The 14,047-nt window shown below is 72.7% G+C and carries 13 protein-coding genes; 6 read left to right on the top strand and 7 right to left on the bottom strand.

Going from position 1 to position 14,047, the window contains the following annotated elements:
• Positions 1–36 precede the first annotated feature (36 nt).
• From OIE75_RS08805 to OIE75_RS08780, 6 genes are all read right to left on the bottom strand, one after another.
• A complete protein-coding gene (locus OIE75_RS08805; RefSeq protein WP_064727254.1) occupies positions 37–1,026 on the bottom strand; it encodes a zinc-dependent alcohol dehydrogenase family protein in 990 nt (329 codons plus the stop codon).
• Positions 1,023–1,898, bottom strand: coding sequence for a carbohydrate ABC transporter permease (locus tag OIE75_RS08800; RefSeq protein ID WP_307011133.1), 876 nt, complete (start codon positions 1,896–1,898; stop codon positions 1,023–1,025). The genes OIE75_RS08805 and OIE75_RS08800 overlap by 4 nt, the downstream gene beginning before the upstream one ends.
• Entirely contained in the window at positions 1,895–2,839 is a 945-nt protein-coding gene (locus OIE75_RS08795) for a carbohydrate ABC transporter permease (protein WP_307011132.1), read from the bottom strand. Before OIE75_RS08795 ends, OIE75_RS08800 begins: the two co-directional genes overlap by 4 nt.
• Positions 2,836–4,206 carry an ABC transporter substrate-binding protein gene (locus OIE75_RS08790; protein WP_307011131.1) on the bottom strand — a complete coding sequence of 457 codons (1,371 nt, stop codon included), beginning with the start codon at positions 4,204–4,206 and terminating at the stop codon, positions 2,836–2,838. Before OIE75_RS08790 ends, OIE75_RS08795 begins: the two co-directional genes overlap by 4 nt.
• Before the next feature lie 95 nt (positions 4,207–4,301).
• Positions 4,302–5,072, bottom strand: coding sequence for a DeoR/GlpR family DNA-binding transcription regulator (locus OIE75_RS08785; protein ID WP_307011129.1), 771 nt, complete (start codon positions 5,070–5,072; stop codon positions 4,302–4,304).
• A gap of 263 nt (positions 5,073–5,335) precedes the next feature.
• A complete protein-coding gene (locus tag OIE75_RS08780) occupies positions 5,336–6,145 on the bottom strand; it encodes an NAD-dependent epimerase/dehydratase family protein (RefSeq protein WP_307011128.1) in 810 nt (269 codons plus the stop codon).
• A 194-nt stretch (positions 6,146–6,339) separates the two neighbouring features.
• Here OIE75_RS08780 and OIE75_RS08775 point away from each other — a divergent pair, with 194 nt between their 5' ends.
• On the top strand, positions 6,340–7,302 hold the full coding sequence (locus tag OIE75_RS08775) for a 5-dehydro-4-deoxyglucarate dehydratase (RefSeq protein WP_329470242.1): 963 nt from the start codon (positions 6,340–6,342) through the stop codon (positions 7,300–7,302).
• A complete protein-coding gene (locus tag OIE75_RS08770) occupies positions 7,299–8,468 on the top strand; it encodes a hypothetical protein (protein ID WP_329470240.1) in 1,170 nt (389 codons plus the stop codon). Before OIE75_RS08775 ends, OIE75_RS08770 begins: the two co-directional genes overlap by 4 nt.
• 65 nt (positions 8,469–8,533) lie before the next feature.
• Here OIE75_RS08770 and OIE75_RS08765 read toward each other — a convergent pair whose 3' ends face one another.
• Complete coding sequence (locus OIE75_RS08765) at positions 8,534–9,772, bottom strand: MFS transporter (protein WP_329470239.1); 1,239 nt, start codon at positions 9,770–9,772, stop codon at positions 8,534–8,536.
• Between the two features lie 142 nt (positions 9,773–9,914).
• On the opposite strand from OIE75_RS08765, the gene OIE75_RS08760 reads away from it, so the two are divergent.
• The 4 genes from OIE75_RS08760 to araD all read left to right on the top strand — a co-directional run bounded on the left by OIE75_RS08760 (position 9,915) and on the right by araD (position 14,022).
• Complete coding sequence (locus tag OIE75_RS08760; RefSeq protein ID WP_329470238.1) at positions 9,915–10,517, top strand: TIGR03086 family metal-binding protein; 603 nt, start codon at positions 9,915–9,917, stop codon at positions 10,515–10,517.
• A gap of 195 nt (positions 10,518–10,712) precedes the next feature.
• Entirely contained in the window at positions 10,713–11,381 is a 669-nt protein-coding gene (locus OIE75_RS08755) for a GntR family transcriptional regulator (protein WP_307011120.1), read from the top strand.
• Positions 11,378–12,286: a dihydrodipicolinate synthase family protein gene (locus tag OIE75_RS08750; RefSeq protein ID WP_329470237.1), complete on the top strand. Its 909-nt coding sequence runs from the start codon at positions 11,378–11,380 to the stop codon at positions 12,284–12,286. Before OIE75_RS08755 ends, OIE75_RS08750 begins: the two co-directional genes overlap by 4 nt.
• Positions 12,283–14,022: an L-arabinonate dehydratase gene (araD, locus tag OIE75_RS08745; protein WP_307011116.1), complete on the top strand. Its 1,740-nt coding sequence runs from the start codon at positions 12,283–12,285 to the stop codon at positions 14,020–14,022. The genes OIE75_RS08750 and araD overlap by 4 nt, the downstream gene beginning before the upstream one ends.
• The last annotated feature ends 25 nt before the right edge of the window (positions 14,023–14,047 follow it).

Raw genomic sequence — 14,047 nt, 5'->3', positions numbered from 1 at the left:
ACCGGGTTTCCGCCCCCGCCGCCCCGACGAGAACGCCTACGGCACGACCACGATCTTCCGTCCCACTCCCGCGGCGAACTGCTCCAGCGCCTGCGGGTAGCGGTCCAGCTCGATGCGGTCGCTGATGAAGACGTCGGGGTCCAGGACGCCGTTCGCGAAGAGTTCGGCGGCGCGCTCGTAGCTGTGCAGAACGGCCATCGAGCCGGTGATGGTGATCTCCTGGTTGTAGACGCGGTACGGGTCGATCTGCACGCGGGTCGCGTAGTCGGCGACGCCGAACTGGAGGAACGTGCCCGCCTTGGCGACGCGGTCCAGGCCGTCCTGGATCGCCGCCGCGTTGCCCGTGGCGTCGATGACGAGGTCCCAGCCCTGGGGGCGGTCCAGTTCGTCGGGCGTCGCGGCCGACCCCGTGACGCCGAGACCGCGGGCCGTCTCCAGGCGCGCCGGGTTGAGGTCGACCATGTCGACGCTGGCCGCGCCGGTCCGCTTGGCCAGCTCCAGCATCATCAGACCCATCGTGCCGGAGCCGTAGATCAGGACGTGGGCGCCGAGGCGGGACTGTAGGACGTCGTAACCGCGGACCGCGCAGGACAGCGGTTCGATCAGGGCCGCGTCCTGGGTGCGGACGTGCTCGGGGAGCTTCACGCAGTTCGCCACGGGGGCCACCGCGTACTGCGCCGCGCCGCCCGCCGTCGTGACGCCGATGGCGGCCCAGCGTTCGCAGAGGTTGTTGTGGCCGTTGCGGCAGTAGCGGCACTCGAAGCAGTACAGGGAGGGGTCGACCGCCACCTGGTCGCCGACGGACACCTCCGTGACCTGGGCGCCGACGCCGACCACCTCGCCGGCGAACTCGTGGCCGGGCACGATGGGGAGCTTGGGCGCGAACTCGCCCTGGAGGATGTGCAGGTCGGTGCCGCACAGGCCGCAGGCGGCGACCTCGACGACGACGTCCCGGGGACCTGGCGTCGGGTCCGGGACCTCGGTGACGACGGCGCGGCCCACGGACTCGATGACGGCGGCCTTCATTTCACGGCTCCCAACGACAGGCCCTGGACCAGCTTGTCCTGGGCGGCGAACCCCGCGGCGAGCACCGGCAGGGAGATGACGAGCGACGCGGCGCACACCTTGGCCAGGAAGAGGCCCTGGCTGGTGATGAAGCCGGTCAGGAAGACGGGGGCGGTCTCGGCGACCACGCCCGTCAGCACCCGGGCGAAGAGCAGTTCGTTCCAGCTGAAGATGAAGCAGATGAGGGAGGTGGCGGCGATGCCCGGCAGGGCGATCGGGGCGACCACGCGGACCAGGATCGTGGGCAGCTTCGCGCCGTCCACCCGGGCCGCCTCGATGATCGCGACCGGGACCTCGGCTAGGAAGGACTGCATCATCCAGACCGCGATCGGCAGGTTCATCGACGTGTAGAGGATGACCAGCAGCCAGATGTTGTCCAGCATGTCGGTGTTCTTGGCGAACAGGTAGATCGGCAGCAGGCCCGCCACCACCGGCAGCATCTTGGTGGACAGGAAGAAGAACAGGACGTCCGTCCACTTCTTCACCGGGCGGATGGACAGGGCGTACGCGGCGGGCAGGGCCAGGACCAGGACGAAGAGGGTCGACGCGACCGACGCCACCGCCGAGTTGATCAGCGCGGGCCAGGGGCTGGCGCCGCCGCCCGCGCCGAAGAACTCGCGGTAGCCGTCCAGCGTGAGCGACGCGGCGAAGGACGGCGGGTTGGTGGCCGCGTCCGCCTCCGAGTGGAAGGAGGTCAGCGCCATCCACGCGATGGGCAGGAAGAAGACGATGCCGGCCAGCCAGGCCACCAGGCCCAGTCCGGCGCCGGCCTTGCGGCGGGTCCGTGCCGGCTTGGCGGTGGTGGTGGCGGGTCGTACGGCGGTGGCGTTCATGCGCGGCCGGCCTCCTCGCGGAACAGGGACGACACCACGCGCAGTGCGAAGGTGGCGATGATGATCGAGCCGATGACGACCAGGACGCCCGCGGCCGAGGCGAGGCCGTTCTCGTGGGCCTGGTAGAAGCTCTGGTAGACGGTGTAGGGCAGGTTGGCCGTGCCCAGGCCGCCGGAGGTGATGGTGAAGACGGCGTCGAAGTTCTGGACGATGTAGATCGAGCCGAGCAGGGCGCCCAGCTCCAGGTAGCGGCGCAGGTGGGGGAGGGTGAGGTGGACGAAGATCTGCCAGTCGCCCGCGCCGTCCACCCGGGCCGCCTCGATCTGCTGCTGGTCGCGGCTCTGCAGGCCGGCCAGCAGGATGAGCATCATGAAGGGCGTCCACTGCCACACCAGTGACAGCTCGACCGCGAGCAGCGGGGTGTTGGAGATCCAGTCCGGCTGCGGGCCGCCCACGTAGTGCAGCAACCCGTTGAGCAGGCCGTACTCGGGGTTGTAGAGGACGTGCTTCCAGAGCAGCGCCGCCGCCACCGGGACCACCAGGAACGGGGCGATCAGCAGGGTGCGGACCACGCCCCGGCCCTTGAACCTCCGGTCGAGCAGCAGGGCGAGGGCCAGGCCGAGCACCAGGCTGGCCAGGACCACCGCCACCGTCAGCAGGATCGTCGTCCACACCGACTGGCGCAGGTCCGGGTCGCCGAGGACGTCGCCGTAGTTGGCGAAGCCGGTGAAGTGCCGGGCGTCCGGATAGAGGGAGTTCCAGTCGAAGAAGGAGATCACCAGGGTCGCCACGAAGGGCAGCTGGGTGACCGCGATCATGAAGATCAGGGCGGGGAGGAGGGGGGCGCGGGTGGCCCAGGCGCGCAGCCGGGAGGACGGCGGGCGGACGGTGGGGCGGGTCTGGTCGGGGGCGGCCGAGGGGGCCGTGGTCGTGGCGGTCATCGTCCCTCGTACTCCTCGGAGATCTTCTCGGCGAGCTGCTGGGACTTCTTCAGGGCCTCGTCGACGGACTGGCGTCCGGCGACGGCCGCGCTGATCTCCTGGGAGACCTTGGTGCCGAGGTCGGTGAACTCGGGGATGCCGACGAACTGGATGCCGGGCGCGGGCCGCGGCTGGACGCCGGGGTCGTTGGGCTTGGCGCCCTCGATGGCCTCCTTGGTCATCTCCTGGAAGGCAGCGGCCTCCTTGACGTAGGCCGGGTTCTCGTACGTCGAGGCGCGCTTGCCGGCCGGGACGTTGGACCAGCCGATCTCCTTGCCGACGAGCTGCTCGTACTCCTTGCTGGACGCCCAGGAGACGAACTTCCAGGCCTTGTCGGTGTTGCGGGAGGCCTTCTGGATGCCCCAGGCCCAGGTGTAGAGCCAGCCGGAGGAGTCCGTCTTCTCGACCGGGGCCGGCGCATAGCCGACCTTGCCCTTGACCGGCGACTTGGCGGCGTCCAGGGACCCGGCCGCGGAGGTGGCGTCGTACCACATGGCGACCTTGCCCTGCGTCATGTTGTTGAGGCACTCGGCGAATCCGGACTGGGCGGCGCCGGACTGGCCGTGTTCGCGGACGAGGTCGACGTAGAACTTCGTCGCCTTCTCCCACTCGGGCGAGTCCAGGCGGGCCTGCCAGTCCTTGTCGAACCAGGTGCCGCCGAAGGTGTTCACGACCGTCGTCAGGGGGGCCATCAGCTCGCCCCAGCCGGGCAGCCCGCGCAGGCAGATCCCCTTCATGCCGGGCTCGGCGCCGTCCAACTGGGCCGCGAGGCCGGCGATCTCGGTCCAGGTGGGGTGCTCGGGCATCTTCAGGCCCTCTTGGGCGAACACGTCCTTGCGGTACATCAGGAAGGACGACTCGCCGTAGAAGGGCTGGCCGTAGAGCTTGCCGTCGTCGCCGGTGAGGGACTCGCGCATCGGGCCGAGGATGTCCTTCTCGTCGTACGCCGGGTCCTCGGCGACGTAGGGGTCCATCGGCTGCAGCCACTCGTTGCGGGCGTAGATCGGTATCTCGTAGTTGGAGAGGGTGGCGGCGTCGTACTGGCCGGCCTGGTTGGCGAAGTCCTGGCTGATCTTGTCGCGGACGTCGTTCTCCGGCAGCACGGTGAAGTTCACCTTGATGCCGGTCTCCTTGGTGAAGTGGTCGGCGGTGAGTTTCTGCAGCTCGACCATCTGCGGGTTGTTGACCATCAGGACGTTGATGGCGTTGCCGCCGGATCCGGCGCCGCCCGCCCCGACCCAGCAGCCGGTGAGCAGCGGGGCGAGCAGCGTCCCTGCGGCGGCCATGGCGAGCGTGGCTCGCGGCCTCCGTCGGCTCTGGGTTCGCATGGATCGCTCCTGAACATATGGGGAGGTATGGGGCATTGAGGGGTATGGGTGTGCCATGAGCATGAGGGTGTGCCGTGCGGGGAGTGGGTCGGGTGTCAGACGCGGATGACCTGCGGTCCGAGCAGGGAGTAGCGGTGTGCCTCGGCGGTGGGCAGCAGCGTGCTGGTGACGATCGCCTCCAGGGCGCCGACCTCCGCGAACCGGCAGAAGCTCACCGCCCCGAACTTGGTGTGCGCGCCGGCGAACACGGTGCGGCGGGCGGCCCGGATGGCCTGTGCCTTGACCTCACTGACCGCGGGGTCGGGGGTGGTGAGGCCGTGCTCGCGGGAGATGCCGTTGGCGCCGATGTACGCCAGGTCGACGACGAAGCCGGCCAGCATCTTCGTCGTCCAGTGGTCGACGGTGGCCAGGGTGCCCGGACGGACCCGGCCGCCGAGCAGCAGGACGGAGGTGTCGTCGGCCTCGGCGAGGGCGCCGGCGACCGGGAGGGACGCGGTGACCACGGTCAGCGGCCGGTCCCGGGGCAGGGCCTCGGCGATCAGCTGGGGGGTGAAGCCCTCGTCCACGAAGACGGTCTCCGCGTCGCCCAGCAGCTCGGCGGCGGCGGAGGCGATCCGGCGCTTCTCGGGCACGTGGCTGGTGGCGCGGAAGGCGAGCGTGGTCTCGAATCCGGCGCTCTCCACCGGATAGGCGCCGCCGTGGGTGCGGCGGACCAGGCCGTGGTCCTCCAGCGCGCGCAGGTCCCGGCGTACGGTCTCCTTGGCGACGCCCAGCTCGGAGGCGAGCGCGGTGACGTCGACCGAACCGGTGGCGCGGGCGATCCGCACGATCTCGCGCTGCCGCTCTTCCGCCGTCCTCGTGCCCATGCCGAACACCTGCCTCACCGCCTCGTCGCCGTGTCGTTGCCCGTTCGGGCCCGTGGGGGAAGTTCTACAGCGGTCGAGCGGCACTGACCAGGTCTGTTGCGGACCCGATGCTGCCCGTGTGGGCCCGTTTCCGGCGTCGGCTGCCCGTCTCGGACCTGGGGCGCAGCACGGGAGGGGGTGAGAACGGGCAGTGCGGATGCCCGCATGCGGAAGCGGACGGGCCCGTTCGGTGCCCGTCCGCTTCTCGTGGGGTCGTGTTCCGGTCAGTACGGCCAGATCGGGGGGTCGGTCACGAAGTGGCCGCCCAGGTACGCGTGTGCCGGGTTGTCCGGGTCGAGCGCGCCCTGTTCCGCGACGAGTTTGCCGGCGTACGGCTCGGAGTCGTCCTGCGGCTCGTAGCCGAGCGCCCGCGCGGAGGTGAGGTCCCACCACAGGCGGGTGTTGGCCGAGGAGCCGTGGACGACGGTGTGCCCGACGTTCTCTGCGGTGAGGGCGGCGTGGAAGAGGCGGGCGCCGTCCGCGGGGCTCATCCACACCGAGAGCATGCGCACGCTGGTCGGCTCGGGGAAGCAGGAGCCGATGCGGACGGAGACGGTCTCGATGCCGTGCTTGTCCCAGTAGAGCTGCGCCAGGTCCTCGCCGAAGCACTTGGACAGGCCGTAGAAGGTGTCCGGCCGGCGCGGCGTGTCGACCGGGATGAGGGGGTCGTCGCCGCGGGGGCGCGGGGTGTGGCCGACGGCGTGGTTGGAGGAGGCGAAGACGACGCGGCGGACACCTTCCTCGCGGGCGGCCTCGTACAGGTTGTACGTGCCCTCGATGTTCGCCTTGAGGATCTTCTCGAAGGGGGCTTCCAGGGAGATGCCCGCGAGGTGGATGATCGCGTCGACGCCGCGGACCGCCTCGCGCAGCGCGTCCCGGTCGGCGAGGTCGGCGACGATCGCGTCCGGCTCGCCCTCGACGGGGCGCAGGTCGAGCGGGCGCAGTGCGTAGCCGTGGGCGGGGAGCAGGTCCCGCATCAGGGTGCCGAGGCCGCCGGCGGCGCCGGTGAGCAGGACGGTGCGGGGAGCGGGCATCCTCGGGACTCCTAGGTCTGCTGCGGCGGCAGTCGTGCGGGTGCGTGCCTGGCGTTCATATGCGTGGACACGCTAAGGAATGGGTCGTGGGCCGTCAAGAGGGCGCCCTGCTTGACGGTGCACACGGGGCGGCTTAGCGTGGTCGCGTTCAGAAATATAGACGCGAATCATGAGTATGAGAATGGGGAGCGCCCGTGACCTCAGCCCCTCTCGCCGAACGGATCACGGCCCCCAGCGGGCCGCTGTTCTTCCCCGTCACGGCGTTCGGCCCCGACGGCGGCCTCGACCTCGACGCCTACCGCACCCATGTGCGCCAGGGGGTCGAGGCCGGGGCCGCCGCCGTGTTCGCCTGCTGCGGCACCGGCGAGTTCCACGCCCTCACGCCCGAGGAGTTCGAGGTCTGCGTCCGCGCGGCGGTCGAGGAGACGGCGGGACGGGTGCCCGTGGTGGCGGGCGCGGGCTACGGCACCGCCCTCGCCGTGCGCCACGCCCGCCTCGCCGAGGCGGCCGGCGCCGACGGACTGCTCGCCATGCCGCCCTACCTGGTGGTCGCCGGACAGGAGGGGCTGGTGCGGCACTACCGGGAGGTGGCCGCCGCGACCTCCCTGCCCGTGATCGTCTACCAGCGGGACAACGCCGTCTTCACCCCGGAGAGCGTGGTCGAACTGGCCCGCACGGACGGGATCGTCGGCCTCAAGGACGGGCTCGGCGACCTCGACCTGGTGCAGCGCATCATCAGTGCCGTGCGCACCGCGCTGCCCGGCGGCGACTTCCTGTACTTCAACGGCCTGCCGACCGCCGAGCAGACCCAGCTCGCCTACCGCGCGCTCGGCGTCACCCTGTACTCCTCCGCCGCGTTCTGCTTCGCGCCCGAGATCGCCCTCGCCTTCCACCGGGCGCTGCGCACCGGCGACGACGCGCTCGTGCACCGTCTGCTCGACGGCTTCTACCGGCCCTTCGTCGAACTGCGTGCCCAGGGCCGCGGGTACGCCGTCGCCCTGGTCAAGGCGGGCGTACGGCTGCGCGGCCTGGACGTGGGGGAGGTGCGGACGCCGTTGCAGGAGCCGGCCGAGGACCACGTGAAGCAGCTCGCCCGGATCATCGAGCGGGGTTACGCGCTGCTCGACGCGGAGCCCGTCGCGGGGGAGGGCAAGTGAAGGCGTCGGCGTTCGTCTACCCGTGGGACGTCAACGGCGACCCGGAAGCCCCCGCGCGCGTGGCGGACCTCGGCGTGTCCCAGGTGACGCTCGCCTCCGCGTACCACTCGACCCGCGCGCTCACCCCCCGTCACCCCCGCCACCGCGTCGTCACCGCCGAGCACTCCGCCGTGCTCTACCCGCCGGACGCCGCCCGCTGGGAGGGCCGCGTGCCGCGCCCGTACCAGGCCGGTGACTGGGCGCCCGGAGACGCCTGGGGCGAGGCCGCCGACGCCCTCGCGCGGGCGGGCCTGGAGGTGAGCACGTGGGTCGTCCTGGCCCACAACTCCCGCCTCGGCGCGGAGCACCCGCACACCTCCGTCGTCAACGCCTACGGCGACCGCTACCCCTGGGCGCCGTGCATCGCGCAGCCCGCCACGCGCGCGTACCTCACCGACCTGGCCGCCGAGGCGGCGGTGCGGTCCGGAGCGCGCGGCACCGAACTGGAGTCCCTCGGCTGGTACGGGCTCGCCCACCTGCACGCCCACGACAAGACCGGCGGGGTCGCCCTCGGGGACGCCGGGCAGTACCTGATGTCGCTCTGCTTCTGCCCGGACTGCCGGGGCGGATACGGCGGTCGGGGCCTCGACGCCGACGAACTGGCCGCCGCCGTGCGCACCGCGCTGGAGCCGGTGTGGCGGGGGACGGCGCCCTCGGACGGGGGCTGGGCGGGCGTCGAGAAGCTCCTCGGCGAGGCGCCGGCGAACGCCACGCGCGCGTGGCGGGACGAGACCGCCCGCACGCTCCAGGAGACTGCGGTCGCGGCCGTGCGCGCCGTGGCGCCCCCGGACTTCGAGGTCCTGCTCCACGCCGACCCCGTGTCCTACCACTGCGGCGCCAACGCCGGCGTCGACCCCGCCCACATCCTGTCCGTCGCGGACGGCGTGGTCGTGCCCTGCACGGGCGGCGCGGCCCTGCTGACGCCCTTCGCCGAGCAGAACCGCGCCGGTGCGGTCCTCGCCGCCAACCTCACCGTGGTCTCCGGCATGGGCGGCAGCCCGGACACCCTCGCCGCGGACGCGTCCCACGCCGCCGACCGGGGCGCGACGGAGCTGCGCCTGTACCACGCGGGCCTGGCGTCGGACGCCGACCTGAGGGGGGTGCGGTCGGCACTCACGGGGCGGTGAACCGGGGGTGACAGAGCCGGACGCCGTGGCTTGGCACCCGGCCTGTGGGCGGCCCCGCCGGGCCGTCACAGCGGCGTGCGGCCGGGATTCTCCCGCGGGCGGCGGGCGATGAGCGCCGCCGTTGCCATCAGGGCGATGCCCAGGGCGGGCAGCAGCAACCGCAGGGGCACCAGCTCCACCAGGGCCGCTCCCGCCGCCAGGCCCAGGACGTTCGGGGCGAAGACGAGCGAGGTGGCCGTCGCGGTGACCCGGCCCAGGAGCGGTCCGGGCGTCTCGTGCTGGACCGCGGTCAGGGCGGCGATCAGCACCGCGGGCAGCCCCGCGCCGATCGCCGCGCCGGAGAACAGCGCCACCGCGTCGTACGGGACCGCCCGCGCCGCGACCGCCACCGCGAGCAGGGTGATCCCGGCGGCGGCGAAGCGGCGCCCGCCCAGTCGCCGCAGCGCGGGCCCGGCCAGCAGGCCCACCGCCACGGACCCGGCCCCCTGGACGGCGTACAGCGCACCCGCGTACGTGGGGGAGTGCCCGAGGCGGTCCACGAGGGCGTAGACCGTGGCGCCGTTGACGCCGGCACACAGCATCGTGGCGCCGCCGGCGAGGACGAGCGGGCGCAGCCGGGGGTGGCCCCACAGCAGGCGGGCGCCCTCGGCCGCCTGCCGCCATCCGTTCACCGCGGGGCGGGGCGGCGGCGCCTCGCGTACCCGCAGGGCCGCGTACACCCCCGTGGCCAGCACGAACGTCGCCGCGTCCAGCAGGGCCACGCCCGGGCCGCCGTACGCCGTGTAGAGGGCCGCGCCGGCCGGTGGCGCCACCAGTTTCATGCCCTCGTTGGCGGTGGTGCGCAGCCCGTTGAAGTCGCCGAGCAGCCGCGGCTCGACGGTGGCGGCGACGAGTGCCGCCTCGGCCGCGTCGTGGACGACGCCCGCCGCGCCGTACCCGAACAGCACCGCGAACAGCAGCCACAGCATGTCCGGTGAGTCGACGGCGAACAGCGTGAGCAGGAGGCCGGCCGTCAGCAGGCTCGTGGCGATCAGCAGCGGCCGGCGGCGCACGCGGTCCGCCACGGTACCCAGCGCCGGGCCGGCCAGGGTCGGCGCCCACAGCGCGAGCACGCACAGTGCCGCGAGTCCGTCCGAGCCGGTGAGGTCCTTCACCCACACCCCGGACACCAGCCACATCGCCGAGGTGCCGAAGCCGGACACCACCACCCCGGCCAGATACAGGCCCGCTTCGCGGTCGCGCAGGACCCGGGACACCGCCCAGGGTCCCCGCGTCCGGGCTGTCTTCGTCGTCCTTGGTGTCATGCCTGGTCAGCGTGGTCCTAAGGCCCGGCGCCGGGCATCGGGCAGATGCCCTGTCGGCCGCCCCCGCCGCCGATGAGTTCCGCGGCCCGGATCGGTCTACCTCCCAGGAGAGCCGGCCCATCCGTCGCCCGAGGAGCACTCGATGACCCACGACACCACGACCCTCGATCTCGGCCCGCAGACGCGGGTCCTGGCCCGCCTCGCCGAGGGCGTGAGCGACGCGCGGCTGGCCGACCCGACGCCGTGCCCCGACCTCGCCGTCCGCAACCTGCTCGGCCACCTGACCGGCCTGGCCGTCGCCTTCCGCGACGCCGCGCGCAAGGACCTCGGCGCCACCACCGACACCGCCCCGGAGGTATCCGTGCCGGACATCGGGCCCGGCTGGCGCGAGGAACTGTCCGGGGTGCTCGGCGAACTCGCGGTGGCCTGGCGCGACCCCGGTGCCTGGGCCGGCATGACCCGGGCCGGCGGCATCGACCTGCCCGGCGAGGTCGCCGGCGCCGTCGTCGCCGACGAACTGGTCATCCACGGCTGGGACCTCGCCCGCGCGACCGGCCAGGAGTACCGCCCCGACCCGGCCGCGCTCCAGGCGGCGTACGGCCTGCTCAGTGCCGCCGCCGAGGAGGCCGACCGGGACGAGGGCATGTTCGGGCCGGTCGTCGCCGTGCCCGACGACGCGCCGCTGCTGGAGCGCGCGGTGGGCCTGAGCGGACGCGACCCCGGATGGAGCCGCCCCGCCCGGTAGTGCCGGAGAAGGGCCGGGGCAGCGCCGCCCCGCCCGAACTTTCCTTTGTCGGAAGCATTGACGTGGCCTCACGCCCCTCTTACCTTCAACGCGTCGTACTCCGTACGTCATATATGAGACGCGATACGCGAGATCGGATATCCGAGACGGGTGTCCGGCGCCCGCGCATCCGACGCGAGACTCCGAGAGGCGCGCATGACCTCTGTGCCCACGCCGATCCCCTCCCGCACGCAGTACGTGCTGGAGGAGATCAAACGCCGCATCCTCACCGGCCGGCTGACGCCGGGACAGGCACTGGTCGAGACCGACCTCGCCGCACAGTTCGGGGTGTCCAAGACACCGGTGCGCGAGGCGCTCAAGACGCTGGCCGGTACCGGACTGGTCGTGATGAGCCAGTACAAGGGCGTCACGGTGCGCATGGTGGACGCGGACATGGCGCGCGAGGTCTACGACGTGCGGCTGCTCCTGGAGCCCGAGGCCCTGCGGCGCGCCGTGCGCCGCGGCGCCTCCCTGGACGCCGCCCGCTCCGCGCTGACCCGGGCCGACCAGGCCACCGACACGGCCGAACGGTCGCTGGCCAACCGCGAGTTCCACCGCGCCCTGTACGTGCCCTGCGGCAACCCGCTGCTGGGCCGGATGCTCGACGAGGTCCGCGACCAGGCGGCCCTCGTCTCCGCCGTCGCCTGGGCCGCCGACCCCTCCTGGCAGCGGGAGGCCGGCGAGCACCAGGAGATCCTGCGCCTCGCCCTCGCCGGTGACGCGGACGGCGCGGCCCGCGCCCTGCACGCGCACATCGCGTCCTTCGTCGAGCGGGCCTTCCCCGAAGCGGGGACGGCGGCCCAGGAAGAGGACGGTCAGGCATGACAGCGACGTTCGAGACCCAGCGGGCGGCCCTGGCCGACGTGGTGGCGATCCCGGTGACCCCGTTCGCCGAGGACGGCTCCGTCGACCCCGCCACCTACCGGGCCCTGCTGCGTCGTCTCCTCGACGGCGGCATCACGACGCTCACCCCCAACGGCAACACCGGCGAGTTCTACGCCCTCTCCCCGGCCGAGCGGCGCCTGGTCACCGAACTGACCGTCGAGGAGGCGGGCGACCGCGCCGCGATCCTGGTCGGCGTCGGCCACGACCTGCCGACCGCCGTCGCCTCCGCACGGCACGCCCGGGAACTGGGCGCCTCGATGGTGATGGTCCACCAGCCCGTCCACCCCTACGTCGCCCAGGGCGGCTGGGTCGACTACCACCGCGCCATCGCCGAGGCCGTGCCCGAACTCGGCGTCGTGCCCTACATCCGCAACGACCGGCTCACCGGCGCCCGCCTCACCGAACTCGCCGACGCCTGCCCCAACGTCCTCGGCGTCAAGTACGCCGTACCGGACGCCGCCAGGTTCGCCGCCTTCGCCCGCGACGCCGGCCTCGAACGCTTCGTGTGGATCGCGGGTCTGGCCGAGCCCTACGCCCCCTCGTACTTCAGCGCGGGAGCCACCGGCTTCACCTCGGGGCTGGTGAACGTCGCCCCGGCCGTGTCGCTGAACATGATCGAAGCGCTTCGCTCGGGCGACTACCCGGCCGCCATGAAGGTCTGGGAGCAGATCCGCCGCTTCGAGGAGCTGCGCGCCGCCAACGGCTCCGCCAACAACGTCACCGTGGTCAAGGAGGCCCTCGCCGCCCTCGGCCTGTGCCGGCGGGAGGTCCGCCCGCCGAGCAAGCCCCTGCCCGAGAGCGAGCGCGCCGAGGTCGCCGCCATCGCCGCCGGATGGTCGATATGACACCCAGGAAATCCCCCGAACAGCTGCGCAGCCACCAGTGGTACGGCAGCGGCGTCTCCTCGGGCCTGCGCTCCTTCAGCCACCGCGCCCGCACCCGGCAGCTCGGCTACCTGCCCGAGGAGCACCTCGGCAAGCCCGTCATCGCCATCCTCAACACCTGGTCCGACATCAACCCCTGCCACGTCCACCTGCGCGACCGCGCCCAGGCGGTCAAGCGGGGTGTGTGGCAGGCGGGCGGATTCCCGCTGGAGTTCCCGGTCTCCACGCTGAGCGAGACCTTCCAGAAGCCGACGCCCATGCTCTACCGCAACCTCCTCGCCATGGAGACCGAGGAGCTGCTGCGCTCCTACCCGGTGGACGGCGCCGTGCTGATGGGCGGCTGCGACAAGTCGACCCCCGCCTTGCTGATGGGCGCCGCCAGCGTCGACCTCCCGGCGGTGTTCGTCCCCGCCGGGCCGATGCTCCCCGGGCACTGGCGCGGCGAGACCCTCGGCTCCGGCACCGACATGTGGAAGTACTGGGACGACATGCGGGCCGGCCTCATCGGCGACTGCGAGATGCACGAACTGGAGAGCGGTCTGGCCCGCTCGCCCGGCCACTGCATGACGATGGGTACGGCGTCCACGCTGACCGCCGCCGCCGAGGCCCTCGGCGTCACGGTCCCGGGCGCCTCCAGCATCCCGGCCGTCGACTCCGGCCACGACCGGATGGCCGCCGCGGCCGGCCTGCGCATCGTGGAACTGGTCCACCGGGACCGGAAACCGAGCGACATCCTCACCGCGGACGCCTTCGAGGACGCGGTCACCACGGTCCTCGGCCTCGGCGGCTCCACCAACGCCGTCATCCACCTGATCGCCATGGCGGGCCGCGCGGGCGTCACCCTCACGCTCGACGACTTCGACCGCATCGCCCGCACGGTGCCGGTCCTGGCCAACGTGCGGCCCGGCGGACAGACGTACCTGATGGAGGACTTCCACTTCGCCGGCGGCCTGCCCGGCTTCCTCTCCCGCATCACCGACCTGCTCCACCTGGACCGGCCCACCGTCGCGCACGACACGATGCGGGAACAGCTGGACGGCGCCCTCGTCCACCACGACGACGTCATCCGGCCCCGGGACAACCCCGTCGCGAGCGAGGGCGGGGTGGCCGTCCTGCGCGGCAACCTCTGTCCGGACGGCGCGGTCATCAAGCACATCGCCGCCGAGCCGCACCTGCTCAAGCACACCGGGCGCGCGGTCGTCTTCGACGACTACCGGACCATGCAGCGCACCATCAACGACCCGGACCTGAACATCACCGCCGACAGCGTGCTGGTGCTGCGCGGCTCCGGCCCCAGGGGCGGCCCCGGCATGCCCGAGTACGGGATGCTGCCCATCCCCGACCACCTGCTCAAGCAGGGCGTGCGCGACATGGTCCGGATCTCCGACGCCCGGATGAGCGGCACGAGTTACGGCGCCTGCGTGCTGCACGTGGCGCCCGAGTCGCACGTCGGCGGACCGCTCGCGCTGGTGCGCACCGGCGACTCCATCACCCTCGACGTCGAGGCACGCTCGCTGCGGCTCGACGTGGACGACGAGGAGCTGGCGCGGCGCCGGGCGGCGTGGACGCCGCCGCCCGCCCGCGCCGAGCGCGGCTACGGCGCGCTCTACGACGAACAGATCACCCAGGCCGACACCGGCTGCGACTTCGAGTTCCTGGCCCGCCCGGGCGCGGTGCGGGACCCGTACGCCGGCTGACCCCACCGCACGAAAGACCTCCGCA

The sequence above is a fragment of the Streptomyces sp. NBC_01723 genome (genome assembly GCF_036246005.1).
Taxonomy (GTDB): Bacteria; Actinomycetota; Actinomycetes; order Streptomycetales; family Streptomycetaceae; genus Streptomyces.
Note: the sequence above shows the minus strand (reverse complement) of the source record. Positions and strands in the feature narration are given on the sequence as shown.